We start from the raw sequence: 24,538 nt of genomic DNA on the forward strand, positions 1-24,538 counted from the left end.
AGGTCACGGTGGCAGGTGAGCGGCCCAGGCCCGCGCGCTGGATGCGTTCGACGCGCGAACGCCTCGGCTTCGCGATCGTCGCGGCGGGCGTGCTTGTGCTGGCCGCGCAGTTCTGGCAGTTCGTGCGCGCCGACCCGCTGGTGTGGAGCGCCTTGCTCGGCGGCTCGGTGGCCGCGCTGGCCACAGCGCTCGGCACCTTGCCGGTGCTGTTCTCGCAGAAGCTGCCCGACCGCGTGCAGGACACGCTGTTCGGCTTCGGCGCCGGCGTGATGCTGGCGGCCAGCGCCTTCTCGCTGATCATTCCGGGGCTGGAAGCGGCCAGGCACGTGGGCGTGTTCGGCGGCGGCAGCTGGGCCGCGGGCGGCGTGATCGGCTCGGCCATCCTGCTGGGCGGCGCCGTGCTGATGCTGATGGACCACGTGCTGCCGCACGAGCACTTCATCAAGGGCCGCGAAGGGCAGACGGCCAGGCAGTTGCGCCGCACCTGGCTCTTCGTGTTCGCGATTGCGCTGCACAACGTGCCCGAGGGCCTGGCGATCGGCGTGGGCTACGCGGCCAACAACGGGCTGCGCGCGGACGCGCTGGCCACCGGCATTGCCATCCAGGACGTGCCCGAAGGCCTGGTGGTCGCGGTGGCGCTGCTGGCCGCCGGCTACAGCCGCCTGTTCGCGGTGCTGATCGGCATGGCGTCAGGGCTGGTGGAGCCGCTGGGCGCCGTGCTGGGCGCGGCCGTGGTCGGCCATTCGGCGATGCTGCTGCCCTGGGGGCTGGGCTTTGCGGCGGGCGCGATGCTGTTCGTGATCAGCCACGAGATCATTCCCGAATCGCACCGCAAGGGGCACGAAGCCTTTGCCACCGGCGGGCTGATGATCGGCTTCGTGCTGATGATGCTGCTGGACACCGCGCTGGGCTGAGGCAGCCCGGCGCGGGCCGAAGAGCTTCAGGGCCTCGCAGGCCTCAGCCGTGCTTGACGGCGACGGTCTTCAGCGTCGTGAAGCCGTACAGCGCCTCGAAACCCTTCTCGCGCCCGTAGCCCGAGGACTTCACGCCGCCGAAGGGCAGCTCGACGCCGCCGCCCGCGCCGTAGTTGTTGATGAACACCTGGCCGCTCTTCACGCGCTTGGCCATGCGGAACTGGCGCGCGCCGTCGGTGGTCCACACGCCGGCCACCAGGCCGAACTGCGTGGCGTTGGCGAGCGCCACGGCCTCGTCCTCGTCGGTGAACGACATGGCGGCCAGCACCGGGCCGAACACTTCTTCCTGCGCCAGCCGGTGGCCCACCGGCACGTCGCGCAGCAGCGTGGGCGCCTGGTAGAAGCCGGTCTCGGGCGCTTCGTCGACCACGATGCCCTGCGCCACCATCGGGATGCCGGCATGCTGCGCGTCGCTCAGGAAGTCCCACACGCGCTGCTGCTGCGTCTGGCGGATCAGCGGGCCCACGTCGAGGTCCATCGCGGCGGGGCCGACGCGCAGGGCTTCGAAGGCATGGCCCAGGCGCTCGAGCAGGGGCTCGTAGATGTCGCGCTGGACCAGCAGGCGCGAGCCGGCCGAGCAGGTCTGGCCGGCGTTCTGCACGATGGCGTTGATCACCACCGGGATCACCGCGTCCAGGTCGGCGTCCGCAAAGACGATCTGCGGGCTCTTGCCGCCCAGCTCCAGCGTGACCGGGCAATGGCGCTCGGCCGCCACCTGCTGGATCAGCGTGCCGATCTTCGGGCTGCCGGTGAAGCTGATGTGGTCGATGCCCTCGTGCCGCGCCAGCGCGTCGCCCACCTCGTGGCCGTAGCCCGTCACGATGTTGAGCGCGCCGGCCGGAAAGCCGACCTCGGCCGCCAACTGCGCCACGCGGATCAGCGAGAGGCAGGCGTCTTCGGCCGGCTTCACCACGCACACGTTGCCCGCCGCCAGGGCGCCGCCCACGCTGCGCCCAAAGATCTGCATCGGGTAGTTCCAGGGAATGACGTGGCCGGTGACGCCGTGCGGCTCGCGCCAGGTGAACACGCTGTAGCCGTCCTGGTAGGGGATGGTCTCGCCGTGCAGCTTGTCGCAGGCGCCGGCGTAGAACTCGAAGTAGCGCACCAGCGCCACCGCGTCGGCGCGAGCCTGCTTGACGGGCTTGCCGCAGTCGCGCTGCTCGATCAGCGCGAGCTCGTCGACATGCTCGGCGATCTTCTGCGAGAGCTTGTAGAGCAGGCGGCCGCGGTCGGCGGCGCTGACCTTGTGCCACACGCCTTCGAAGCAGTCGCGCGCGGCGCGCACGGCCGAGTCGATGTCGGCGGCGTTGCTGCGCTGGATTTCGTCGAAGACCTGGCCGTCGGAGGGGTCGATGACCGGCAGGGTGCGGCCGGAGGAGGACGGAACGTCCGCGTTGGCGATGTAGTTGAGCTGCATGGGGTCGGATTTTGCGCGAAGCGCGCGAAATCCGTGGCCGGGCGGGCCGCCGTCCCTCGAGTCCCGGGCTTCGGCTTACTTCGCCGCGGTCGCCTTCGGCAGCGCCCGCACCGCATTCAGCGTGCGCTCCACGTGCTTGTCCGGATTCAGGTTCTGGTAGTAGTACGCGACCTTGCCGTCCGGCGCGATCACGTAAGACAGGCGGTTGGCGAAGTCGGGCCGCGTCTGCATCACGGCGTCGAAGCCCTGGATCACCGACTTGCCTTCGTCCGACGCCACCGGGAACCGGCTCTGGCACGACTTGACCGAGAACTTCGACAGGGTGTCGATGTCGTCCGCCGAGACGCCGATCACCGTGGCGCCGAGCGCGGCGAACTTGTCGATGGCCTCGGCGAAGGCATGGGCTTCGATCGAGCAGTCATTGGAGTCGGCGGCCGGAAAGAAGTACAACACCACCGGCCCCTTGGCGAGCGCGTCGGCCAGCGAGTAGCGGAAGGTCTTGCCGCCCAGCGCGGCATTGGCGGTGAACTTGGGCGCGGGGTCGCCGATGTCCAGGGCAGCCCAGGCGGCGTGGGTCGAGGCTGCAAGAACCGTCATCAGGGCGATGCGAGAAAAAAGCGAACGGACCATGATGTAACTCCTGAGCGGGATGGGCAGAATTCTAGGCCTGCGCACCCGCGGGAAGGCCCCCTGAAACCGGCACCGGCCGGCTGGCGTACTGAATACAACAACTGAAAAACCACGCAATGGACGCACCATCATGAACGCCTGGCTTTCCTTTCTGCGCATCGCGCTGGCGGGCGCGCTGCTCGCGGCGCTCGGCGCCTGCGGCTCGCTGCCGCCGGCGCGGGAGCGGCCCGCGGAATTCTCCGCCGCCGTCGATCCCACCACCACGCTCGCCAAGATCGCCACCGCCTCCACGCCGCCCGACGAGCACTCGGGCTTCCGGCTCATGCCGCTGGGCGTGTACTCGCTGGACGCGCGCATCCAGCTGGCCCAGCGGGCCCAGCGCACGCTGGAGGTGCAGTACTACCAGCTCGAGAACGACGCGGTCGGCCGGCTGCTGCTGCGCACGCTGCGCGAAGCCGCCCACCGCGGCGTGAAGGTGCGCGTGCTGGTGGACGACCTGTACACCGTGAAGAGCCAGCAACTGCTGCTGGCGCTGTCCGAAACGCCCAATGTGGACGTGCGCCTGTTCAACCCGTTCTGCTGCGGGCGCAACGGCTTCCTGTCGCGCTTCGCGGCGTCGCCCTGGGAGATTGGGCGCCTGAACCACCGCATGCACAACAAGCTCTTCATTGCCGACGGCGTGATGGCGGTGGTGGGCGGGCGCAACATCGCCGACGAATATTTCGTGTTGAGCGAAGCGCAGAACTTCATCGACATGGACGCGCTGGTGGTCGGCAAGGTGGTGCCGCAGCTCGAGAACATCTTCGACGCCTACTGGAACAGCGTGCAGGTCTGGCCCATTGCCGACATCGTGACGGGCGAGGGCGGGCGCAAGCCCGGCGGCGCCGACTTCGACAACTGGGTGGGCATGGCCGCGCCGCCGCCCAAGATCGTGCTGCCGCCGTCCGACATCCTGGGCTACGGCCCGATCGCCGAAGAGCTCGACGCCGGGCGCATGGGCCTGCTGTGGGGCGAGGCCCGCGCCATCGCCGATCCGCCCACCAAGCCCGCCACCATGACGGCCGACGAGGCCATCGCCACCAGCGTGACGATGAAGGTCTGGGGCCTGCTGATGGACGCCAAGACCGAGGTCGACCTGACCTCGCCGTACCTGGTGCCGGGCGAGCGCGGCATGGCCGCCTTCGAGGACCTGGCCAAGCGCAAGGTCAAGCTCACGCTGCTGACCAACTCGCTGGCGGCCAACGACGAGCCGCTGGTGCATACCGGCTATGCGCGCTACCGCCAGCGGCTGCTGGAAAGCGGCGCCGACCTGTACGAGCTGAGCCCGCAGCGCACCAGCGCGGGCGAGCGCTTCGGCATGTTCGGCAAGTCGCTCGGCCGGCTGCATGCCAAGACGGCGGCCATCGACAAGACGCGCATCTTCATCGGCTCGATGAACCTCGACCCGCGCTCGGCGAGCCAGAACACCGAGATGGGCGTGGTGGTCGACAGCCCGCAGCTGGCGCGCGAGATGCTGCGCATCATCAACATCAGCAAGCTGCAGAACTCCTACCGGCTGCGGCTGGCCAAGGACACCGGCACGCTGCAATGGCTCACCAACGACGGCGAGAAGGAAATGATCCTGACCTCGGAGCCGGAGTCGGGATTCTTCCAGCGCTTCTACAACATGCTCATTGCGCCGATCGTTCCCGAGATGCTGTTGTAGCCTCGGGGGATGGCGCAGACTTTCACCTCGTTGTCCGCCCCCCAGGTCATGCTGTGGGGCGTACTTTTTTTTGGCGGTATCTACCTTGGTTTCGGCGGCCTCACGTGGCTGCTGACCAAGCGCGTGCTGCCGGCACTGGGCATCGGGCGCGTGCTCGACCCGCGGCCGCTTCAGCCGGGCCAGCTGCGGCGCGAACTGGGGCAGTCGGGCGTGTCGGTGCTGATCTTCGGGTTCGGCATGGTGTTTCCGTGGGGCTTGCTGCAGCTGGGCTGGGCGCGGCTCGACGGCGATGCGGGCTGGCGGCAGGTCGCGCTTGAAATCCTCGTGCTCGCGGTCTGGAACGACGTGCATTTCTGGGTCAACCACCGCCTGTTGCACACGCGCTGGCTGCGGCGCTTTCACGGGCCGCACCACCGCTCGTTCGTGACCACGCCGTGGGCCACCTACAGCTTCCACCCGATCGAGGCGCTGATGCTGGGCAACGTGATCCTGCTGCCGATGGTGGTGCACGACTTCAGCTTCTGGGCGCTGGCGGCGGTGCCGGTGTTCAGCCTGTTCTTCAATTGCGTCGGGCATTCGAACTACGACTTCTTCACGGGCGTGTCGTACAGCCACTGGTTCGCGGCGAGCCGGCGGCACCACCTGCACCACGCCGTGCACAACGGCAACTACGGCTTCCAGTTCACGTTCATGGACCGGCTGTTCCGCACCCGCATCGCGGCCGACGCCGCCGAGCCGCTTTTCCAGGCCTTTCGCAAGAAGCATGGCGCCACGACCACCGCCTGACGCACGACCTCGCTGGCCGAGGCTGCGCCACTGGCGGGACTGGCAGAGCCTGGCCTATCTCGCGGCGCTGCCCGCGCTGGCGGCGTGGCAGTGGGTGCACGGCTTCCATGCCGTGCTCTATGCGCTGATGCTGTTCCTCACGCTGGGCGTGGGCGTGATCCACCACAACCACGTGCACCTGCGCATGTGGCGCGGGCGGCGCATGAACCGGCTGACCGACTCGTGGATCACGCTGCTGCAGGGCCACCCGACCTTCGTGTTCTGGCCCGCGCACGTGGCCAACCACCATCGCCATCGGCATGGCCCGAAGGACGTGGCGCGCACCTACCGTTTCGGCGGCGACACCAACCACCTGCGGGGCTACCTGCTGCACCCGTTCCAGGCGGTGTGGGTGCTGATGCCGGTGTTCTTCGCGTGGCTCGGGCGGCTCAGGCGGCACCGGCGCGGCGCGTGGCGCTACTGCATGGCGCAGTACGTGCTGTGGCTGGGCAGCTGGGCGGTGCTGCTGGCGCTCGACTGGCGCAAGGCGCTGGTCTTCGTGATCGTGCCGCAGCTGCACGGCCTGCACTGGCTGCTGGCGACCAACTACCTGCAGCACGCGCACGCCGACGGCCGAAAGACGCGGCCCGCGTCCTCCTCGAAGGAGGCGCCCGGCGATACCCCAGGTACCCGGCTGAACTACGCCCGCAATTTCGAGGGGCTGGTGAACCCCTTGCTGTTCAACATCGGCCTGCACACCGCACACCACGAGAACCCGCATGCCCATTGGTCCGAGCTCACCCGCCTGCACGACACGCGCTACCGCGCGCAGGTGGACCCGGTGCTCAACGAGGGCGGGCTGGTGCCGTACATGGTGCGCGTGTTCGTGCTGGGGCCCGTGTGGCCGCGTTTTCGCAGCCGCCCGCTGATGCCTCCCGATTCATCCATCACCTGAACCCATGCCCGTTTCATTCCAACGCGTCTACCTCGAAAGCGCCGGCTATTTCATGCCGGGCGAGCCCGTTCCCAACGACCGCATGGACGCGTACATCGCGCCGCTCAACCGCATGTCGGAGCGCATCAAGCGGCGCATCCTGGCGGAGAACGGCATCCTCACGCGGCACTACGCCATCGACGCGGAAGGCGTGACGCAGCACACCAACGCCCAACTGGCGGCCGGCGCCATTCGCGACTGCCTGCGGCGCGGCGGGGCGGAGCTGTCGCGCGTGTCGCTGCTGGCCAGCGGCTCGTCGGGCGGCGACACGCTGATGCCGGGTTTCGCCAACATGATCCAGGGCGAACTGGCCGCGCAGCCGATGGAAACGCACTCGGTGCACGGCATCTGCGCGGCGGGCGTATCGGCGATCCAGACGGCGGCGCAGGGCATCGAGCTGGGCGCGCACCGCTCGGCCATGGCGGTGGCCAGCGAGATGCCGTCGCGCCTGTTCAAGCGTTCGCGCTTCGCGGCGCGCGGCTACGAGACCGACTTCGACTCGCACTTCCTGCGCTGGATGCTGTCCGATGGCGCGGGCGCCTTGCTGCTGTCCGACGGCACGCCCGCACTGGCCGGTGTGCCGGGGCTGCGCCTGAAGCTGAAGTGGGTGCACCAGCGCGCCTTCTCGGGCGACTACCCGGTCTGCATGCAGCTGGGCCTGACCGAAGACCGCGCGCGAGGGCACCTCGACTTCGGCTCGTGGGCCGAGGCGGAAGCGGCGGGCGCCTTGTCGCTGCGGCAGGACATTCGCCTGCTGCCGCACCTGTTCGACATCGGCATCCACGAGTACGCGGGTCTCGTGCGCTACGGCTGGGTCGATCCGAAGCGGGTCGATCACTTCCTGTGCCACTACTCGTCGGAAAAATTCATCCCGGTGGTCGAGGACCTGATGGCCAAGGCCGACCTGTCGATTCCACGCGAACGCTGGTGGAGCAACCTGGCCTGGCGCGGCAACACCGGGGCGGCGTCGATCCTGGTGATGCTGGCCGAGTTTCTGCACACGAAGACGCTGAAGCCCGGCGAGCAGATCTTCTGCTACGTGCCGGAGTCGGGGCGCTTCATGGCGGCGTACATGCTGCTCGAGGTGGAGGCGGTGGAACCGGTGGGGGCCGCGCCCGTGGCGGTTGCGCCCCGCGCCGCGGCAGTGCCCGACGACGACCTGGTCATCGCGCCCCCGCACGACCCGGCCGCCGCGCCCGAAGGCCTGGGCGCCTTGCTCACCGAGCTGGCCGCCATCTGGCACGACTACCGCTCGCGCGTCTGGCGCACGCCGCTGGTGCGCCAGATCCGCGAGCGCCGCTTCGCCGTGCCCGACTACCTGAACTGGATGGCGCAATGGGTGCCGCAGGTGCGCGAAGGCAGCCTGTGGATGCGCGAGGGCGCGGCCTCGCTGAGCGAGCCGTACCAGATGCTGGCCTCGCTGATCGGCGTGCATGCGGGCGAGGAGCAGAACGACTTCAACATCCTCTTCAGCGACTACCGCAAGGCGGGCGGCACGGTCGAGCGCATCGAAGACCTGCGCCGCAACCCCGGCGGCGAAGCGCTCAACGCCTACCTGCACGGGCTGGCGGCCACGCGCGACCCGATCGGGCTGCTGGGCGCGATCTACATCATCGAGGGCACAGGCCAGCGCATCGTGCCGGCGCTGCTGCCGCTGCTGAAGGCCAGCCTGAAGCTGCCGCCCGACGCCTTCCGCTTCCTCGAGTACCACGGCCACAACGACGAACATCACCTGAGCCGCTGGCTCACGGCGGTCGAGATGGTGATGGCCGTGGAAGGGCAGGCACGTGCCGCGCGCCAGATTGCCGACACCGCGCGCCACACGGCCGCGCTGTACCTGATGCAGTTCCAGCACATCACCGAAAACCGCACCGAACCAGTCTCCGAATGAATCACCGAGCACAGGCCCCATGGACCGAACCCCTGATTTCCTGACCCAGGCGCACGACGAGCGCGACCCCAGCCCCTGGCTGGCGCTGTACCTCGACCAGAGCACGCCGCTGCCCGACAACGTGAAGTCGGCGTGGCTGGCCGACTCGAGTTCGGGCTCGCGGCAGTACCTGCTGCCGTTCCTGCGGCCGCTGGCGCGGCTGACGATCATCCTGATCCAGATCGTGAAAGTGTTTGTTCCGCGCAACTGGTCGCATTCGATGCTGCTGCACCGGTTTTTGGCGTGGGGGCTCAAGCGCTTCGTGTCGCCGGAGGCCAACTGGCTGATCCTGCGGCACTTTCACCTGGGGTCGCAGGTGCTGGCCTTCATCGGGCGGAACTCGCCGGCGCCGGTGGCCACGAACCCGCTGGAACCGGCCGACATCGACGCGCTGAAGGACGAGATGTTCCTCAAGCACGACCTGAACCTGTTCAATTTCGTGATCCGCCTGAACACGGCCCTGCGCGACAAGGGCCTGACGCTGTGCAAGGCCGAGAACGTCGATTTCTCGATGATCAAGGAGCCCGGGCTGCGGCTGGAGGACATGCCCCAGGGCAAGCTCAACTTCCTCGACCTGCAAAGCGCCATCGAGCTGTTCACGCCGCTCTACCAGCTGATGCTCACGGACAACGATTTCTGGCGGGCGGCGAATTCCTTGCAACTGGACGAAACCATCGGCATCTACACGGCAACCCTGCTGGACGCGCCGGAGCACCTGATCCTGGTCAACAACAAGCACCCGCTGGTGCCGCTGTCGACCCTGCGGGCCGGGCACCGGCTGGTGATCCACGGTTTGTCGACCGAAATGCTCCACAGCCTGCTCCAGCGGATGCAGGCGGCGCAGCGCGCGGGGGAGCCGGAGACATCCCTGTACGAGCAGCCACTTGCATAGGCGTATGCTGCCCCCAGATGGAAAATCATGAACACCACCGATAATCCGTCTCCCAAGACCGATCTGGCAGTGACCCACGTGCTGGCGCAACTGCTGGAAAAGCTCGAGCACAGCCCGGTGCCCGTCGGCGCAGAGCAATACCGCTCCGTCGTCGAGCACCTTGTGCACGAGTTCGAAGATATCGAACAAGGCGCCGAACTCGGCCGCCTGCTCGATGCCTATCCGGCCGCGGCCGAGGTTTATGAGAACCTCAACTACCAGCACGCCGGGCTTTGCCGCTCGGCGCTCGACGCTTCCCTGGCTGCTGAAGTCAGCGCCCGGGAAGCCATTGCACGCGCCATGCGCCGTGCCGAACCGAACAGCAAGGACAAGATGCATGGCGAAGGGTGAAGTGAAAACGGCGGTGGTGGCGGACGGCCTGCGTTACAAGTCCAAGGCGCCGGGTTCGCCGTTCCGCGCTTCGGCGTCTTTCAGCGGCGCGACCATGTCGTGCTTCATGTGCGGCAAGCACCGCGTGCGCTCGCAGTTGCGCACCCGTCAGGTGCTGGGCAAGTCCCAGACCGTTTGCGCGCCTTCGTGCAAGGCGCTCGACGAATCCCTGGAATAGGGGCCAGAATCGGGCGGCCGACAGGGTACCCTGTTAGCACGCCCGCGAGACGTTTTGGCGACATTCCCACGTGCATAAGTCACGGATTGGCTTCCACATCGGCCCCAATCGCTATACAGTTGGAAACAAATGATGCAGCTAATTGCATTTATTCCTAAGTTCTAATTTGTAGTCGATTTCCAATGAATTGCAGCCACGCCATCGACGCCCCGGGCGGGACCACATGGAATTCAATGCTTGCAAAGGGTTTGAGCCATGGCTAAACCGCGCGCCGTCATCATGCAGGTGGTCAAGCGCTCCTCGGGCAGCGCGACCCACCATGTCGAGTTCCTGATGGACGACAACTTCGCCGAGCGCCTGCGTCAGCTGCGCTCGCTGGTGCCGCCCCTGGGAAGCCTCAACCGGCAACGCGACCTGGTGATCGACAAGGTCCGCGTGCGCCTGCCCAACGCCATCTGGCGCTCGGGCAACGAGATCGACATGGACGGGGGCGTCGACGGCTCCTGCATCGTCATCGCGGCCGAAGGCTCGTTCAACTGCGGTGGCAAGGACCGCAAGACGCGCGAGAAGCTCGTGACGTACAACTTCTCGATCGCCCGCCTGCTCGAACTGCACGCCGAACGCTCGGAAGGCGAGACCTTCTACATCCGCGACGGTGTGTTCGCCAACGACGAACCGGCCGAGTCGCCGGCCGGCCGCTGGGTCATCTCGATGCACGAGCTCGAAACCGTGATGCGCGTGCCCGATGCACCCTCCGATTTCGACACGCTGCATGACCTCACGCTGCGCCCCGAGCACCAGCAGATCGCCACTGGCGTGCCGCAGCGCTCCAGCTACAACTGATTCGGCTTCAAGCAGCGGTAGGGGTAGCTGCAGCCTCCGAGGCTGTGGCGCCGGCACCCACCGGCGTGTACTGCGCGCGGTTGTCCGCCAGCCAACGCTCCGACAGGCTGCTGTCCTGCTGCGCCGGATGGAAGTCCGCGCGCAGGTAGCTGCGCCAGCCGGCCAGGTTGCCGCGCAGCAGCCCGTCGCGGCTCAGCAGGATGCGCGCGGCGCTCTTCCAGGTCGACCACTTCCACAGCTGCTTCTCGTGGCGCAGGTTGTCGATGGTCTGGTGCATCAGGTCGCCGAGAAACATCATCGTCACGCGGCGGAACCAGCGGTTGCGCCATTCGTCGGAGCCGCCTGCGGCCTTGTAGACGTCGAAGGCCACGCTCTTGTGCTCCAGTTCTTCGGCGCTGTGCCACAGCCACATGGTGCGCAGCCGGGGCTCGGCGCCGTCGAGGATCTGCGGGTGCGCCAGCAGCCACTCGGCGAACATCGCCGTGAAGTGCTCGGTGGCCGCCGTCACCGCCAAGGCGTGGCGCGGATCGGCTTGCTCCATCAGGGTCAAGCGCTTGCTGGCACGCGCGGTCCAGCCGTCGACCAGGCCCTGGCTCTCGAGGTGGTTGTTGAACAGCGAATGGATGCGCCGGTGCGTCGCTTCCTGCCCGATGAAGCCGCGCACGTCGGCGCGGTGCTTGTCTTGCGCCTCGGGCGGCAGCGTGGCCACGGCGTCGCGCACCGCGTCGATGAAGAACTGCTCGCCGAAGGGGAAGCTCATCGACAGGGCGTTGAAAAAGGCGCTCGAGAAGGCGTCGCCGCCACACCAGTTGCGGGCGAAGGGCGACTGCAGGTCGATCAGGAGACGGCGGACGACGAGTTCGGTCATGGGGAGCGGGCCTCGGGAAAACACGGCATACGTGGAGTGGAAAACCGGTGCAACGTTGGTACAACGTCGTACCGCATGCCGTCATGGTGCAATTGTGAGCTGGTACTGTCAAGTACCGGGCCGTAGGAAAATGTACCTTCCATGAGCGAAACCATCGATAAAGCAGCCCCCTCCAAGTCCGCCGAGGGCCCGGGCAGCGAGCACTACACGCGTCTTCTCCAGGGCATGGCGCAAGCCGTGGCCGCCAAGGGCTATGCCGAGACCACCATTGCCGACATCGTGCGCGAGGCCGCCGTGTCGCGCCGCACCTTCTACGAACACTTCAGCACCAAGACCGAGTGCCTGATCGCGCTCTATGAAACCGCCAGCCGCCTCGCGCTGCAGGCCGTGAGCGAGGCCTTCGACCCGGTGCAGCCCTGGCACGCGCAGGTCGAGCAGGCGATGACCGCGTACTTCGATTACCTGGCGCAAGACCCCGTGCTGCTGCGCACGCTCTTCGTCGAGATTCTCGGCCTGGGCATGCCCGGCCTGGTGGTGCGGCGCCGCGTGAACGACGAGATCGCCAACTTCATCCAGGTGGCAATCAACAGCAGCGGCAGTGCCGAAGGCCCTCCGGTGCACCTGACCGGCGAAATGGCCATGACCGTGGTCGGTGGCATCAACGAACTGGTGCTGCAGGCCATCGAGCAGGACCGCGCGGGCGACCTGCGCGAGCTGGTGGCACCCGCCACGCGGCTGGTGCGCGCGGTGGCCGCCGAGAGCCGACGCTAGACGCTAGGCTGATTGAACGGATTTCGCGCCGGCGGCGCGCGGCGTGGCCGCGAGCCACAGCGTCAGGAGGCCCGCGACGATCAGGGCGGCCAGCACGCCGAGGCAGGGCAGCACGTCATGCAGCGGCGCGCCCATCTGGTTCAGCCGCAGCGAGGCCTGGATGCCCGAGGTGCTCGGGAAGACCCAGCGCAGCGCCTGCAGCGGCCCCGGCAAGGCCTCCACGGGCCACGAGAAGCCCGAGAGAAAGGCCATCGGCAGGGCGGTGAACAGCAGCACCTGCAGGGCCCGCTCGCGGTCGCGGAACCAGCAGCCCAGCAGCAGGCCGAGCGTGCAGATCGCCGGCACGTAGAACGCCAGCAGCACCAGCGCGCCCCACGGGTTGCCGCCGCGCGGATAGTCCTGCAGGAAGAACACCCAGCCGAAGTAGAAAAGCCCGCTCAGGTAGCCGAACACCGAGAGCGCCCCCAGCCGTCCCAGCCACGCACCCATCGAGGCCCGCAGCCGCCCGGCCTCGGCCCAGGTGCCCGCGAGCATTGCGGCGCCCATCAGCAGCGTCTGCTGCAGGATCAGCAGCGCCACCGCCGGCACCACGTAGCTGCCGTAGCCTTCGGTCGGGTTGAACAGCGCGACCAGTTGCGTGTTGAGCGGGCTGCGGCTGCGTGCGGCCTGGACCGCGCTCTGGCCGCCGGCCTGCAGCTTGCGGATTTCCACGCCCGCCGACACCGTGCCCACGGCCTCGGAGAAGCCGTACAGCACCGCCTTGTTGAGCAAGGCATACGCGCCGTTGCCCTCGATGGTGACAACCGCCGGCGTGCCGCGCAGCACGTCGCGCTTGAGGTCCGCCGGCAGCAGCGCGTAGCCCTCGATCTCGCCGCGCCACAGCGCCTGCTGTGCCTCGTGCACGTCGCCCGTGACCATGCGCACGTCGAGCCGCGGGTTGGCCATTGCAAAGCGCGCGATCTGCCGCGACAGCGAGCTGTGGTCCTGGTCGACCACCGCCACCGGCACGCGCGTCACGGCCTGCGTGCCGTAGGGCCACGGGTAGAAGAAGCCGTAGATGATGGGCGCGAGCAGCATGATCAGCACCACGCCCTTGTCGCGCAGCACGGCCAGCGCGGTGTCGCGCCATGCGGCGCCGAGGTGGGTGCGTTCGTTGGTCGCCATCAGCGTGCGCCCCAGCTCTCGGGTGCCCTGGCGGCCCGCGCCAGCGCCCCGGCGCACAGCGCCAGCAGCACGCCCGTGCCCAGCACCATCCACAGCGGCGTCGCCGCCGAGTACGCCAGCGGCGCGCCCATCTGCAGCTGCTCCATCTGCACGCGGATGTAGTGCGTGTAGGGCAGCAGGCTGGCCCATGCGTGCGCGAAGAAGGGCATTGCCACCAGCGGAAAGCCCACGCCGCCGAACGCGAAGGCCGGCGCGGTGATGAAGCCCGTGGCCGACAGCGCGGTGCGCAGCGAGCGCGTGAGACCCGACACGAAAGCGCCGAGCGCGATCGACAGCGCCAGGAACACCACCAGCGCGAACAGCGTCCAGCCGAGCGAGCCGGGCGGATGCCATCCGCGTCCCGCCGTGATCCACAGCATGGCCGCGACCGCCACCGCCGAAAGGCTCGCGAACGGCAGCGCGAGCTTGCCCGCCAGCGCGGCCAGCGCCTCGTGCCAGCGCGGCGCCGCGCCCAGCCATTCGCCGATGCTGCGGTCGCGCAGCTCGCGCCCCACGGCCCACGCGCCCGCCGTCATCGCAAGGATGTGCAGCAGCGCCGGGATCAGCGCGGCGCCCAGAAACTGTTCGTAGTCGGTCGAGGTGTTGAACAGCGCCACCATGCTGGCCTTGATCGGCTCCATGCTCACGCGCGCGGCCCGCATCGACTCGCCGCGCTTGTTGCGCACCGTGAGCTCCACGCCGCCCGACACGGTGGCCACCGCGGTGCGCACGTCGCGCTGGATCAGGCTCGAATGCGTGCCCAGCTGCGCGTTGTGCAGCAGCACGACCTGGCCGACGCGGCCTTGCTTCACGTCGCGGCTCAGGTCCCGCGGCAGCTGCACCGCCGCATCGACCGCGCCGCTGGTGAGTGCGCGCGCCATCTCGCCTTCGTCGCCGTATTGCTGCACCACGCGCAGGCCCGGCGTGGCGTCGAGAAAGCGCACCAGCTGGCGCGAGAGGGACGAGTGATCCTGGTCGAGCACGCCGATCGGCAGTCGCTCGGGCAGGCCGGCCGAGAAGATCCACCAGATCAGCCACACCGCGAGCAGCGGCACCCACGAGATCATGGCGAGGTCCCACGGGCGCGTGCGCAGCAGCGCGAATTCGCGCCGTGCGCTGGCGGTGGAGAAGCCGCGCAGGCTCATCGAAGAAGTCCGTGCGGGCTCAGTCGACCAGCACGCTCATGCCGGGCCGCGCGCCTTCGATCGGCTGCACGGGCCTCGCGCGAACCTCGAAGGTGCGCACGTCGAAGCCGTTGCCGCCGCGCGTGGCGCGCCACGTCGCGAAGTCGGGCAGCACGGCGCTGTAGTAGACCTTGAAGCGCGCCGTGCGTTTGCCTTCCGCCAGCGCGAGCAGGCGCGCGTCGAATTCGCTGCCGAGCGCGAAGCGCGCGAGACGGTCCTCGCGCACGTTCAGCACCAGCCACTGGTCGGCCAGGTCGACCACGGTGACCACCGCTACGCCTTGCGGCGACAGCTCGCCGACCTTGGCCAGCACCTTCGCCACCTCGCCGCCGACGGGGCTGCGCAGCTCGGTCTCGGCCTTGGCGGCTTCGGCCTCGGCGACCACGCCGGCCACCTGGCGGGCCTGCGCGCTGGCCGCGGCCTTGTCTTCCGGCCGTGCGCCGCTGCGGGCCATGTCGTACTGCGCCCTGGCCGCGATGGCGGCGTCGCGCGAGGCCTTCCAGTTGGCTTCGGCCTCGTCGCGCTTCTGGTCGGCCACCAGGCCTTCGCGCGCCAGCCCGTCGACACGGCGCAACGAGGTCTGCGCAAGCTGCGCCGCGGTTTCGGCGCGCTGCCACTGCATCCGCGCCATCTCGATTTCCTGCGGCCGCGCGCCGTTCTGCGCCTTCTCGGCCACGGCTTGCGCGGCCTGTTCGGCGGCGGTGGCCTGGGCCAGCTTGGCGCGCACCTCGGGGCTGTCCATGCGCACCAGCACCGCGCCGGCGGCGATGCGGTCGCCTTCCTTCACCAGCACTTCGGCCACGCGCGCCGTCACCTTGCCGGCCACGTCGGTCTCGCGCGCCTCCATCTGGCCCTGGAACACCTCGGGCGCGGGCTGCGACGCGCGCCAGAAGCCCCACACCAGCACCGCCAGCACCAGCAGGGCGGCGAGTATCGCGATCAGTTTGCGGGTCTTGGCACTCATCATCAATTCACCCTCACGTCGGCACGCGCGACGTAGTCGGAAAACCTGTCGGAAAGGCCGGCGCTCTCGAGCAGTTGCGCGAGCGCCTGCACGTAGTCGTTGGCGGCCTGCGCGCGTTCGGTCAGCACCTTGGCCTGGTTGGTCTCGGCGTCGATCAGGTCGAGCGTGGTGCTCGTGCCTTCGCGCAGGCCCGAGGTGCGCAGCTTGACGACCTCTTGCGCCAGCGCGACCGAGGCCTTCATTTCCATGTACTGGCGCCGCGCGTTCTCCAGCGCGCGCCAGTTGCGCTCCACCAGCAGCGAGATGTCGCTGCGCGCCTGCGCGTCGGTGCGCTCGGCCTGCTCGATCTGCTTGAGCGAGGCGGCCGACAGGGCGCTGCGGTCGACCGAGTCGTACAGCGTCCAGCGCACGCCGACGCCGGCCACCCAGTCGGCATTGCCGCTCTTGAGTTCGCGCGTGCCGAAGGCAATGATCTGCGGGCGGCGCAGTGCCTCCTCGCCTTCGTGCAGTTGCTCGGCCTGCGACTTCTTGGCGGCTACCTTGCCCAGGCCGGGGTGCCGCGTGAGCGCCGAATCGATGAAGTAGCCCAGCGGCTCGACCGGCGTGCTGATGATGAACAGCGGCGTCTGCGGTGCCACGCTGCCGTCGGCGCGCACCGTGCGCGCCAGCGCCACGGCCGCCAGCGCGGCGTCGTCTTCCGCCTTGCGCGCATTGCGGCGGGCTTCCTCGTACGCCGCGCTGGCCTGCAGCCGCTCGACGCGCGAGATCACGCCGGCCGCGAGCATCTTCTGCGCCGCCGAATCGTGTTGCGCGATGGTGCGCTCGGCCTGCGCGCGCAGCGTGGCCGCGCGCTGCGCGAGCTGGGCGCCGAAGTAGCGCTGCACCAGCAGCGTGTCGACCTCGTGGCCGGCCTGCTCGGCATCGGCCTGCGCCTCGCGCGTCTGCGCCGACACGAAGCCGCGCACCGCGTCGGTGGCGCCGCCCACGTACAGCGGCCACACCGCCGAGATCGAGGTGTTGGTGCCGGTGTCGTGGCGGTTCAGCGTGTAGCTGTTGGGCAGTTGCGGAATCGGCACGCGCGAGATGAAGCTCTGGATCGACGAGGGCAGCGAGGAGCCGATCTGCCCGAGCTTCTGGTTGAGCGGATCGAGGTCGAGGTTCAGGTTGGCGTTGTAGGCATAGGCCAGGCCAGAGATGCTGACCACCGGGCCGCCCAGGCGCTTGACGCCTTCGCCCTGCAGCTCTTTGGACTCGACCGCGGCGCGGGCGGCGGCCAGCTTGTCGGAGCGGTCGATCATGCGGGCGCGGGCGGCGTCGAAGCTCAGCGACAGGGCGTCGCCCCGGGGCTGGGCCTGCGTTTGCACCTGCGTCTGCGTCTGCGTTTGCGTTTGCGTTTGCGCCTGCACCTGCGCGAAGGCCGCGGCGCCAAGCCCGAGCATGGCCGGCAGCAGAAGCAAGGAGGGCAGAAGGGCGGGGCGAGGTCGTGTCATCGTTTCAGGCGGCCTTGCGCAGCAGGGCGTCGAGCTCCTGCTGCAGGATCACGGGGAACGCGGCCTGCACCGCGCCGGTAGCGAGCGGGCGCGCCTTCTCGAGCAGCTGGGCGGTGCGCTCGAGGTCGATGGCGTTGCCGCTCAGCAGGCTGTCGGCCAGCGTGCGCAGCCAGTGGCGTGCCACGGTCCGCAAGGTGCGGGCCATGGTTTCCTGCATGCCGATCGCGGCTTCCAGCGGCAGCCCGAGCGCGGCCAGTTGTTCGGCGACCTGGCCGAGCGCGGGGCTGAGCATCTGCACCTGGCCGTCGGGCAGCTCGCGCATCAGGCCGGCCTTGGTGGCCCGCGCGAGCAGGGCGGGCGTCATCTGGCCCTGCCACTTGGCGGCCAGCGCCTTGGCCGAGACCACCACCGGTTGCTCTTCGGCGAACAGGCTGCCCGAGACGGAGCGCGCCACGGCCACCAGGTCGGGCCAGGACGAGGCCGGCGCGCGCGCGAAGATGCGGCGGATGGCCTCGATGCCGAAGCCCTGGTCGCGCAGCGCGCGGATCAGCCCGAGGCGTTGGGCATGCTCGTCGCCGTACAGCCCCAGGCGTCCGCGCAGGCGGGGCGGCGGCAGCAGCCCGGCCGTGGTGTAGGCGCGGATGTTGCGCACCGTGACGCCCGTGCGCGCGGCCAGTTCCTCGATGGAACGGGCTCGATCGGCGTCGGGAGCGGCGGTGGTGTTCATGTGACGGATTGAATGTTACATCGCAAATGTCACATCGATCGGTTCTAGATCTGGATGGTCGGCTTGTAGTCGGCGAGCAGCACTTCCTTCCACTTGCCGAAGAGTGCCATCAACCCGACCGCCACCGCGCCCGACAGCACCACCACGCCGCAGGCGTGCGCCCAGCCGTTGTCGAAGGCGCCGAACATCACGGCGCGGAAGGCCTGCACCACCCAGCTGAAGGGCAGCCAGCTGTGCACGTCGCGGAAGAAGCCGGCCGACAGCTCCACCGGCAGCACGCCGCCGCCGGCCGACAGCTGCAGCGTGAGCAGCAGCACGGTCAGGATGCGCCCGAAGTCGCCGAACACATGCAGGATGGCGAACAGCACCACCAGGAACACCAGCGAGGCCAGCGCCATCGTGAGCGCCAGCGCCGCCACCCGCGGCGCCTGCACCTGCAGCACGCCCAGCAGCGTGGCCAGCACCAGCGCCACCTGCAGCAGCACGATGAGCGCCGGCATGGTGATCTTGCCGAGCGTCTTCGCCAGCCTCGGGTAGTGGGTGTGGTCGGCCAGCACGATGCGGATGTTGAACAGGTAGCCGGCCATCACCGCGCCGATCCACAGCGCCACCGACACCATGTTGGGCACGAAGGCGCTGCCGTTGTTGGCCACCGGCGCCACCACCTCGACCTTGGGCTCGACCGAGTCGGCCAGGCCCGAGGCGCTGCCCTGGATGCGCGTGATCGAAGCGGGCAGGGCGGCCTCGATGGTGCGCACGCCCGTCAGCAGCCGCTGCGCGCCTTGCGAGAGTTGCGCGCCGCCCTGCATGAATTCGTCGAGCTTGCGGTCTTCGGGCAGCTTGCCGGCCATGGTGCGGATGCCGGCGGACAGCGCCCCCATGCCGTCGGTGAGCTTGCCGACGCCGCCTTCCAGCGCCGAGGCACCGGCCACGAGCTTCTGGTTGCCTTCCTCGGCCTTGGCCATGGCGGCCTGCGCCTGGCCGAGGCCGCCGCGCAGCTTGTCGGCGCCGGCCGCAAGCTCGCCGGCGCCCCGGGCGAGGCGGTCGCCCACGAAGGGAATGTCGGCCGACTCCTTCTGCATCCGTCGCGCGCCGTCGCCGAGCTGGCTGGCGCCACCGGTCAACTGGTCGAGGCCGTCGTCGAGCTGCGCGAGCCCACTGCCGAGTTCGCGCTGGCCCGCCGTGAGCTGCTGTGCGCCGGACTTGAGCGCGCGCAGGTCGGCATCGGCCGGCAGTTTCGACTGGATGGTGCGGATGCCGCCGTTGACCTGCTTGAAGCCGCTGCCCACCTGCTGGGCCGCGGCGCTGTACTGGATGGCGCCGTTGGCCAGCGTCTGGCTGCCGTCGCGCAGCTGCAGCAGCGCCTGCTTGAGCTGCTCCAGCCGCTGTTGCGAGCCCGAGGCGGCGTTCAGCACCAGCTCCCAGCGCTGCTCGTTGAGCATCTCGTTGACCTGGTGCCCGAGCTCGCCCGCGAAGCGGCGGGCCAGGCCGGCCGAGCTGTAGTTGTTGCCCTCCGAGGTGTAGACCACCAATTGGCCGGCACCGCGGTGCGTGCCTGGCACGGCATTGGCGCTGAAGTCGGCCGGAATCAGCAGCGCGAAGGCCAGGGTGCCGCGCCGCACCTCGGCGCGCGCGGCCTCGGGGTCGGTCATCGTGCGAAAGCCGAAGGCGCGCTTCTCGAGCAGGGAGCGGGTGAGCTCGTCGCCCACGTTCACGGAGTGCGCCATGTAGGTCACGCCGCTGTCCTGGTTCACGATGGCCGCGGGCAGGTCGGCCGTGTGGCCGGCCGGGTCCCACACGCTCGTGAGGTAGATCAGCGCGTAGATCGCCGGCACCACGCCCACCGCCACCACCGCCAGCAGGATGCGCGGAAAGCGCCGCACGATCGCCAGCTCGGCCCGGGCGATGGCCCAGGTGCCGGCAAACAGTGCGTGGAGGTACTGCATGGCGCTAGTGTGTCTCAAGCGCCATGATGGTCTGTTGCAAGCGAGGCCCGTTCAGGACTGTTCAGGCCCGTTCAGGCCGGCTTTCGCTGCGCGGGGTCGTAGAAGAACTGTTCCTCTGCGATGCACTCGCCTTCCCAGCGCTGCCAGGCGATTTCTTCCATGCGCATGGCGCTGCCCTCCTTGAAGGTGAAGTCGAAGACCCAGTGGATCGCCACGTGGTCGCCGTTCACCAGCACCGGCCGCACGCAGGTGGACGCCACCGATTCGGTGCGTGCGAGCACGGCGCTTTCCTGTGCCACCAGCGTGGCGCGGCCGCGCCGCGGCTCGGCCTGGTTCTCGCGCATGGTGGCGTCCTCGGTGTAGTAGTCCTCGATGGCCTTGGCATGCGCGCCGCCTTCGACGGCGGCAATGAAGGCTTCGAGCCGCTCGGGCGTGGGCATGTCAGGACTTGACCTTGACCTCCACCCGCCGCGCCTCGGAGGGCGGGCCGTCGGCCTGCGACTGCTCGGGCTTGGCCAGCTCGATCTTGTCTTCGGGCGCGCCGGCCGCCTTGAGCGCGTCGCTCACGGCCATGGCGCGCTGCTTGGCCAGCTCGGCATTCTTGGCCGCGTCGCCGCTGGCGTCGTGGTAGCCGCTCACCAGCACGGTGCTGCCGCTCTGCACGGCCTTGATGACGTCGGCCAGCGCCTCCTTGGCGTTGGGCGCCACCTCGGCGCTGGCGCTCGCGAAGTAGAACTTCACGACGCCGTTCTCGACCTTCACCGCCGCGGCTTCCGCGGCCGACACGGCGCCTGCCGCCACCACGACCGCGGGTGTCGATGGCGCCATCGCGGCCGGTGCCATGGCCGCAGGCGGCGTCTCGACCTTGGCCGGCACGGCCGCGGCTGCATCGCCGGCATGGAACTTCACCACCAGCGGCACGATGAGCAGCGCCACGATGTTGATGATCTTGATCAGCGGGTTCACGGCCGGGCCGGCGGTGTCCTTGTAGGGGTCGCCCACGGTGTCGCCGGTGACGGCGGCCTTGTGCGTCTCGCTGCCCTTGCCGCCGAAGTGGCCGTCCTCGATGTACTTCTTGGCGTTGTCCCACGCGCCGCCGCCCGTGCACATGCTGATGGCCACGAACAGGCCCGTGACGATGGTGCCCATCAGCAACCCGCCCAGCGCCTTCGGCCCGAGCACCAGGCCCACCACGATCGGCACCAGCACCGGCAGCAGCGACGGGATCATCATTTCCTTGATGGCCGCGCCGGTCAGCATGCCCACGGCCTTGCCGTACTCGGGCTTGCCGGTGCCTTCCATGATGCCGGGGATGTCGCGGAACTGTCGGCGCACTTCTTCCACCACCGCACCTGCCGCGCGGCCCACGGCTTCCATGGCCATCGCGCCGAAGAGGTAGGGAATCAGCCCGCCGATGAACAGGCCGACGATCACCATCGGGTCGCTCAGGTTGAAGCTGATCGCCTGGCCGAAGCTCTCGAGCTTGTGCGTGTAGTCGGCAAAGAGCACCAGCGAGGCGAGGCCGGCCGAGCCGATGGCATAGCCTTTGGTCACGGCCTTGGTGGTGTTGCCCACGGCGTCGAGCGGGTCGGTCACGGCGCGCACGCTGGCGGGCAGGTCGCTCATTTCCGCAATGCCGCCGGCGTTGTCGGTGATGGGGCCGTAGGCGTCCAGCGCGACCACGATGCCGGCCATGCTCAGCATCGACGTGGCGGCCACCGCGATGCCGAACAGGCCCGCCAGCGTGTACGAGGCCAGGATGGCGATGCACACGAAGATCACCGGCCAGGCCGTGGAGCGCATCGACACGCCCAGGCCCGCGATGATGTTGGTGCCGTGCCCGGTGGTCGACGCCTGCGCGATGTGCTGCACGGGCTTGTACTGCGTGCCGGTGTAGTACTCGGTGATCCACACCAGCGCCGCCGTGAGCGCCAGGCCCACGAAGCAGGCGCCGAACAGCTTCAGCTGGCTGCCGCTGGGCGCAATGGCGTTGTCGGGAATCAGCCAGCTCGTGATGAACCAGAAGGCGATCAGCGACAGCACGCCCGCCACCGCCAGGCCCTTGTAGAGCGCCGGCATCACGTTGACCATGCCCGGCGAGGCCTTCACGAAGAAGCAGCCGATGATCGACGCGATGATCGACACGCCGCCCAGCGCCAGCGGGTACAGCACCGCGTTGGTGGGTGCGGCCGTGACCATCAGCGCGCCCAGCACCATGGTGGCGATGAGCGTCACGGCGTAGGTCTCGAACAGGTCGGCCGCCATGCCGGCGCAGTCGCCGACGTTGTCGCCCACGTTGTCGGCAATGACGGCGGGGTTGCGCGGGTCGTCTTCGGGGATGCCGGCCTCGACCTTGCCCACCAGGTCGGCGCCCACGTCGGCGCCCTTGGTGAAGATGCCGCCGCCCAGCCGCGCGAAGATCGAGATCAGCGAGGAGCCGAAGGCAAAGCCGATCAGCGGGTTGAGCAGGGCCGAGAGGCCGTGCGGCCCGGCCGGAATGCCGCCGGCGGCCAGCACCCAGTAGAAGACCGACACGCCCAGCAGGCCCAGGCCCACCACCAGCATGCCGGTGATGGCGCCGCCGCGGAACGCGACGTCGAGTGCCGGGCCGATGCCGTGCGTGGCGGCCTGCGCCGTGCGCACATTGGCGCGCACCGACACGTTCATGCCGATGAAGCCGCAGGCCCCCGACAGCACCGCGCCCACCACGAAGCCGACCGCGGTGGTCAGGTCGAGGAAGAGGGCGATGAGCACGGCCAGCACCACGCCGACGATGGCAATGGTGCTGTACTGCTTGGCAAGGTAGGCGGAGGCGCCGGCCTGGATGGCCGCTGCAATCTCCTGCATGCGGGCGTTGCCGGGGTCCTTCGCGAGAATCCAACTTCGGGCCCAGAAACCGTAGGCCACGGCCACGAGGCCACAGACGACGGCCAGTATCAGGGGGGTGTTGCCGATCATGCTTTGCTTCTCCATTCGTTCGTTTAAGACTTGTGGAGACGGACGCCATGAACCCTGCGTGCAACGCGTACGGGAGCATGATTTCCGCCGCGTTGCTTCCTCGAAGCTCACTGCACTTTGGGTGCGGAGCCGATTGGCCAACGGTTGCAATTTACAGGCAAAAACGAGCGCGTGTGCGACCGTGCGGTGACACGGAAAGTAAACTCCGGGTTTGTCCCCATCCTTCTCATACTTTTCAACTACTCGAAAAACGTCATGTCCTTCGACAAAGTTTCCCCCGGCAAGAACGTCCCCGATGCCTTCAACGTCGTGATCGAAATCCCGATGAACGCCGACCCGATCAAGTACGAAGTCGACAAGGAATCGGGCGCGATCTTCGTCGACCGCTTCATGACGACGGCCATGTACTACCCCGCCAACTACGGCTACGTGCCGCAGACGCTGTCGGGCGACGGCGACCCGGTCGACGTGCTGGTGATCGCACCGTACCCGCTGCTGCCGGGCGTGGTGGTGCCGTGCCGCCCCCTGGGCATCCTGATGATGGAAGACGAAGCCGGCGTCGACGGCAAGGTGCTGGCCGTGCCCACCGACAAGGTGCTGCCGATCTACAGCCACTGGAAGTCGGTCGACGACGTGAACCCGATGCGCCTGAAGGCCATCAGCCACTTCTTCGAGCACTACAAGGACCTGGAAGCCGGCAAGTGGGTCAAGGTGCTGGGCTGGGAAGGCATCGACTCCGCCAAGAAGGAAATCCTGGACGGCATCGCCGCTTACAAGAAGTAAGTTGTTGCCGCCGCAAGGCGGCGTCCGAGGGGCCGCATGCGCATGCGGCCCCTCGGACCAGCGGCTTCAGGCCCGGAGCCTGTTCGAGGCTTCCGAGGCCAGCCGCATCCACTCGCGATTGACCGTTCGCGCGTGGGAGTTCCAGTGGCGTGCCGCCTGCTGGAGCTCATTCCACTGGCGTTGCGCGCCGGTGGCATCCCCTTGTTCAGCCAGCCATGCGATGTAGCGGGCGCGGGTCTCGACCGTGTTGTGCTGGCGCAGTGCGCTTTCGAAGGCCTCGCGTGCCTCCTGTTGCCGCCCGTCGGCGGCCAGGGCGCGGGCGGTGAGCACGGCGACCTCGTCGCGGCGGTAGTCGTCGCGCGTGGCGCGCAGGGACTGGAGCGCCTGCAGCGCCTCGCGGCCGGCGGCGGGGCCGCCCGCGGCCAGCAGCGCGCTGGCCAGGCCGAACTGCAGTTCGGGGTCGGAGGCGAGGGGGCCTTTGAGCGCGTCGCGGTAGTGGCCCACGGCATCGGCGGCCTGGCCGCGGTCGAGTGCGGCCTTGGCCAGGCGCAGCTTGTTCTGCGCGGTGGGGGCGAGGTCGTAGGCCTCGGCGGCGGCGCGGTATTCGCGCTCGGGATCGATGAAGCCGATGGCCGCGTTGGCCACCTTGCCGGCGGTGCGCTGCATGCGCGAGGCGGGCAGGTACTCGACCACGAAGTACACGATGCTGCCGAGCAGCGGGAAGCTGAAAAGAATGATGAGCCAGTACATCTGCTTGCCATGGCGCATCGCATGCACGGCGAAGAACAGCGCGATGAAGATGTGCAGCCCCAGTCCGACGAATGGCATCGGGTTTCCCTCTGTGTTGTTGTGGATGTCGGGCGCGTTTATAGCAGCCCCGCATGGCC

Annotated in this window: 23 protein-coding genes; 11 read left to right on the forward strand and 12 right to left on the reverse strand. The window is 68.7% G+C overall.

Annotated elements, in window-relative coordinates:
• The first annotated feature begins 41 nt into the window (after positions 1-41).
• The gene (locus BM004_RS10730) at positions 42-914 is read left to right on the forward strand and encodes a ZIP family metal transporter (RefSeq protein ID WP_093214045.1); all 873 of its coding nucleotides are present in this window, start codon (positions 42-44) and stop codon (positions 912-914) included.
• 43 nt (positions 915-957) lie between these two features.
• On the opposite strand, the gene BM004_RS10735 is transcribed toward BM004_RS10730, so the two are convergent.
• Both BM004_RS10735 and BM004_RS10740 read right to left on the reverse strand, forming a co-directional pair.
• On the reverse strand, positions 958-2,391 hold the full coding sequence (locus BM004_RS10735; RefSeq protein WP_093213168.1) for an aldehyde dehydrogenase family protein: 1,434 nt from the start codon (positions 2,389-2,391) through the stop codon (positions 958-960).
• A gap of 75 nt (positions 2,392-2,466) precedes the next feature.
• Entirely contained in the window at positions 2,467-3,021 is a 555-nt protein-coding gene (locus BM004_RS10740; RefSeq protein ID WP_093122721.1) for a peroxiredoxin, read from the reverse strand.
• Between the two features lie 130 nt (positions 3,022-3,151).
• Between BM004_RS10740 and BM004_RS10745 the strand changes: the two genes are divergently transcribed.
• From BM004_RS10745 to BM004_RS10780, 8 genes are all read left to right on the forward strand, one after another.
• Positions 3,152-4,726, forward strand: a complete 1,575-nt coding sequence (locus tag BM004_RS10745) for a phospholipase D family protein (protein WP_093213169.1) — start codon at positions 3,152-3,154, stop codon at positions 4,724-4,726.
• Between the two features lie 9 nt (positions 4,727-4,735).
• On the forward strand, positions 4,736-5,512 hold the full coding sequence (locus BM004_RS10750) for a sterol desaturase family protein (RefSeq protein ID WP_093213171.1): 777 nt from the start codon (positions 4,736-4,738) through the stop codon (positions 5,510-5,512).
• Positions 5,490-6,446, forward strand: a complete 957-nt coding sequence (locus tag BM004_RS10755; RefSeq protein WP_093213173.1) for a fatty acid desaturase — start codon at positions 5,490-5,492, stop codon at positions 6,444-6,446. The genes BM004_RS10750 and BM004_RS10755 overlap by 23 nt, the downstream gene beginning before the upstream one ends.
• 4 nt (positions 6,447-6,450) lie before the next feature.
• Positions 6,451-8,376 carry a StlD/DarB family beta-ketosynthase gene (locus BM004_RS10760; protein ID WP_093213174.1) on the forward strand — a complete coding sequence of 642 codons (1,926 nt, stop codon included), beginning with the start codon at positions 6,451-6,453 and terminating at the stop codon, positions 8,374-8,376.
• 19 nt (positions 8,377-8,395) lie between these two features.
• Positions 8,396-9,307 (forward strand): DUF6999 family protein, encoded by a 912-nt coding sequence (locus BM004_RS10765; RefSeq protein WP_093213176.1) that lies wholly within the window; start codon positions 8,396-8,398, stop codon positions 9,305-9,307.
• A gap of 27 nt (positions 9,308-9,334) precedes the next feature.
• Positions 9,335-9,697, forward strand: coding sequence for a hypothetical protein (locus BM004_RS10770; RefSeq protein ID WP_093213178.1), 363 nt, complete (start codon positions 9,335-9,337; stop codon positions 9,695-9,697).
• Positions 9,684-9,914 carry a hypothetical protein gene (locus tag BM004_RS10775; protein ID WP_093122703.1) on the forward strand — a complete coding sequence of 77 codons (231 nt, stop codon included), beginning with the start codon at positions 9,684-9,686 and terminating at the stop codon, positions 9,912-9,914. Before BM004_RS10770 ends, BM004_RS10775 begins: the two co-directional genes overlap by 14 nt.
• A gap of 255 nt (positions 9,915-10,169) precedes the next feature.
• Positions 10,170-10,757, forward strand: a complete 588-nt coding sequence (locus tag BM004_RS10780; RefSeq protein ID WP_093122701.1) for a hypothetical protein — start codon at positions 10,170-10,172, stop codon at positions 10,755-10,757.
• 7 nt (positions 10,758-10,764) lie between these two features.
• On the opposite strand, the gene BM004_RS10785 is transcribed toward BM004_RS10780, so the two are convergent.
• Positions 10,765-11,625: a metal-dependent hydrolase gene (locus BM004_RS10785; RefSeq protein ID WP_093213179.1), complete on the reverse strand. Its 861-nt coding sequence runs from the start codon at positions 11,623-11,625 to the stop codon at positions 10,765-10,767.
• Positions 11,626-11,766: 141 nt separating this feature from the next.
• Between BM004_RS10785 and BM004_RS10790 the strand changes: the two genes are divergently transcribed.
• Positions 11,767-12,396, forward strand: coding sequence for a TetR/AcrR family transcriptional regulator (locus tag BM004_RS10790; protein WP_093213181.1), 630 nt, complete (start codon positions 11,767-11,769; stop codon positions 12,394-12,396).
• A gap of 3 nt (positions 12,397-12,399) precedes the next feature.
• Here the strand turns inward: BM004_RS10790 and BM004_RS10795 are convergent, their stop codons facing one another.
• The 8 genes from BM004_RS10795 to BM004_RS10830 all read right to left on the reverse strand — a co-directional run bounded on the left by BM004_RS10795 (position 12,400) and on the right by BM004_RS10830 (position 22,868).
• On the reverse strand, positions 12,400-13,560 hold the full coding sequence (locus BM004_RS10795; RefSeq protein ID WP_093214047.1) for an ABC transporter permease: 1,161 nt from the start codon (positions 13,558-13,560) through the stop codon (positions 12,400-12,402).
• Positions 13,560-14,744 carry an ABC transporter permease gene (locus BM004_RS10800; RefSeq protein ID WP_093213183.1) on the reverse strand — a complete coding sequence of 395 codons (1,185 nt, stop codon included), beginning with the start codon at positions 14,742-14,744 and terminating at the stop codon, positions 13,560-13,562. The genes BM004_RS10795 and BM004_RS10800 overlap by 1 nt, the downstream gene beginning before the upstream one ends.
• A gap of 19 nt (positions 14,745-14,763) precedes the next feature.
• Positions 14,764-15,750, reverse strand: coding sequence for an HlyD family secretion protein (locus BM004_RS10805; RefSeq protein WP_093214048.1), 987 nt, complete (start codon positions 15,748-15,750; stop codon positions 14,764-14,766).
• Positions 15,750-17,237, reverse strand: a complete 1,488-nt coding sequence (locus BM004_RS10810) for a TolC family protein (RefSeq protein ID WP_256219855.1) — start codon at positions 17,235-17,237, stop codon at positions 15,750-15,752. Before BM004_RS10810 ends, BM004_RS10805 begins: the two co-directional genes overlap by 1 nt.
• 4 nt (positions 17,238-17,241) lie before the next feature.
• A complete protein-coding gene (locus BM004_RS10815) occupies positions 17,242-17,964 on the reverse strand; it encodes a MerR family transcriptional regulator (protein WP_093213184.1) in 723 nt (240 codons plus the stop codon).
• 44 nt (positions 17,965-18,008) lie between these two features.
• Positions 18,009-19,910 carry a YhgE/Pip domain-containing protein gene (locus tag BM004_RS10820; protein WP_093213186.1) on the reverse strand — a complete coding sequence of 634 codons (1,902 nt, stop codon included), beginning with the start codon at positions 19,908-19,910 and terminating at the stop codon, positions 18,009-18,011.
• Positions 19,911-19,981: 71 nt separating this feature from the next.
• Positions 19,982-20,350: a nuclear transport factor 2 family protein gene (locus tag BM004_RS10825; RefSeq protein WP_093213188.1), complete on the reverse strand. Its 369-nt coding sequence runs from the start codon at positions 20,348-20,350 to the stop codon at positions 19,982-19,984.
• Between the two features lies 1 nt (position 20,351).
• Positions 20,352-22,868, reverse strand: a complete 2,517-nt coding sequence (locus BM004_RS10830; protein WP_093214052.1) for a sodium-translocating pyrophosphatase — start codon at positions 22,866-22,868, stop codon at positions 20,352-20,354.
• A 255-nt stretch (positions 22,869-23,123) separates the two neighbouring features.
• Here BM004_RS10830 and ppa point away from each other — a divergent pair, with 255 nt between their 5' ends.
• Positions 23,124-23,651, forward strand: a complete 528-nt coding sequence (gene ppa / locus BM004_RS10835; protein WP_093122682.1) for an inorganic diphosphatase — start codon at positions 23,124-23,126, stop codon at positions 23,649-23,651.
• 66 nt (positions 23,652-23,717) lie between these two features.
• Here the strand turns inward: ppa and BM004_RS10840 are convergent, their stop codons facing one another.
• Positions 23,718-24,479: a hypothetical protein gene (locus BM004_RS10840; protein ID WP_093213190.1), complete on the reverse strand. Its 762-nt coding sequence runs from the start codon at positions 24,477-24,479 to the stop codon at positions 23,718-23,720.
• Between the last annotated feature and the right edge of the window lie 59 nt (positions 24,480-24,538).

The organism is Variovorax sp. OK212 (assembly GCF_900112425.1).
In the GTDB taxonomy this organism is placed as follows: Bacteria; Pseudomonadota; Gammaproteobacteria; order Burkholderiales; family Burkholderiaceae_C; genus Variovorax.